Here is a 1,468-nt window from a genome sequence, read left to right as displayed (position 1 = left end):
CCCCCTGTGTGCCTTGGCCCCCGCTGGCTGACGCTTCCTACGTCCACAGGCTCCAACGGCATGGACGTGGTCACGCTCGCCACACGTGGACTAGATGACCTCGGTCCATACTTTGTGCGCTACCTTCCCCAGCTCCTGCTCGTGGTCACGGTCACGCCGGCAACGCTCGCCGTAGTGCTCGGGCTCGACTGGATCTCCGCACTCATCATCATCGTCACCATCCCGCTGGTCCCCGTGTTCATGATCCTGGTTGGTCGGCTCACCGCGGACACCAGCAAGCGCCGGCTCGAGAGCATGTCCAAGCTCGGATCCCAGGTACTCGACCTCATTGCGGGCCTTCCCACTCTGCGCGCTTTTGGCCGCGAGATCGGCCCCATCAAGCGGGTCAAGGAACTCGGCGAGGCATACACCAAGTCCACAATGCGCACGCTCCAAGTAGCGTTCCTTTCCGGCATGGTGCTCGAACTGCTGACCACTCTGTCCGTTGCGCTGGTGGCAGTGGGTGTGGGTATGCGCCTCGTCTACGGCCACGTCGGACTCGAGGTTTCGCTAGCCGTCATCATGCTCGCGCCCGAGGTCTACCTGCCCATCCGGAATGTGGGCACACACTTCCACGCCTCGACCAACGGAATCGCGGCGTTCAACTCGGCGTACGCAATTCTCACCCAGGCCTCCCCCTTGCTTGGTAAGGCAACCGCACCGGACCTCTCTGGCACCCGCATCGTGCTGGACGCCGTGTCGGTCAAGGCCCCCGGACGCGACCTGTTTGCGCCCCATAACCTCACCGCCACGATCGAGCCCGCCACAATTACCGCCATCACTGGCGCGTCCGGCGTGGGCAAGTCAACCACTGTTCTCTCCCTGCTCTCGCTCGTAGACATCGACACCGGTGCCATCCGGCTCGAGAGCACGGCTTCCCCCGAGTCCGCTCTCGACCTCAAGGACGTGGACCCCACCACCCTGTGGTCGCAGGTCAACTGGCTATCCCAGCGTTCGGCGCTCGGGCCAGGCACCCTGCGCGAGGTCCTGACCTTGGACTCCCCAAGCGCCATCTCGGCGGACCAGCTCACACATGCCATCGAGCTAGCGGGCCTCACAGATGTGATCGAGGCTCTGCCCAAGGGGTTGGACACGCAGATCGGCACGGGCGGCGTGGGCCTCTCCGTAGGCCAACGCCAGCGCCTGACGCTCGCTCGCGCGGTACTCTCCCCCGGCCAGCTCGTGATCCTCGACGAGCCCACCGCTCACCTCGATGCACACACCGAGAAGCACGTACTCGACACAATCCGCGCGCTCAAGGAACAGGGACGCACGGTCCTTGTCCTCGCCCACCGCCCGACTCTGATTGCGCTCGCCGACACCGTGGTCCACGTTGTTAACTCGTCCGTGGAGGCCACTCATGCCTGACTCATTCAAATCACGGGTGGACGGTGCAGCAGCAACCCTCGGCGCGACCATCCCGACAATC

Annotated in this window: 1 protein-coding gene; it reads left to right on the top strand. The window is 64.5% G+C overall.

The genetic code is table 11. From position 1 onward, the window contains the following. Positions 1–1,407, top strand: a 1,407-nt coding sequence (cydD, locus tag HGSM_RS04900) for a thiol reductant ABC exporter subunit CydD (RefSeq protein WP_154646278.1), incomplete at its 5' end; no start/stop codon positions are given. Positions 1,408–1,468: the final 61 nt, after the last annotated feature.

Source organism: Timonella senegalensis JC301 (assembly GCF_000312125.1).
Lineage (GTDB): Bacteria > Actinomycetota > Actinomycetes > Actinomycetales > Cellulomonadaceae > Timonella > Timonella senegalensis.
Note: the sequence above shows the minus strand (reverse complement) of the source record. Positions and strands in the feature narration are given on the sequence as shown.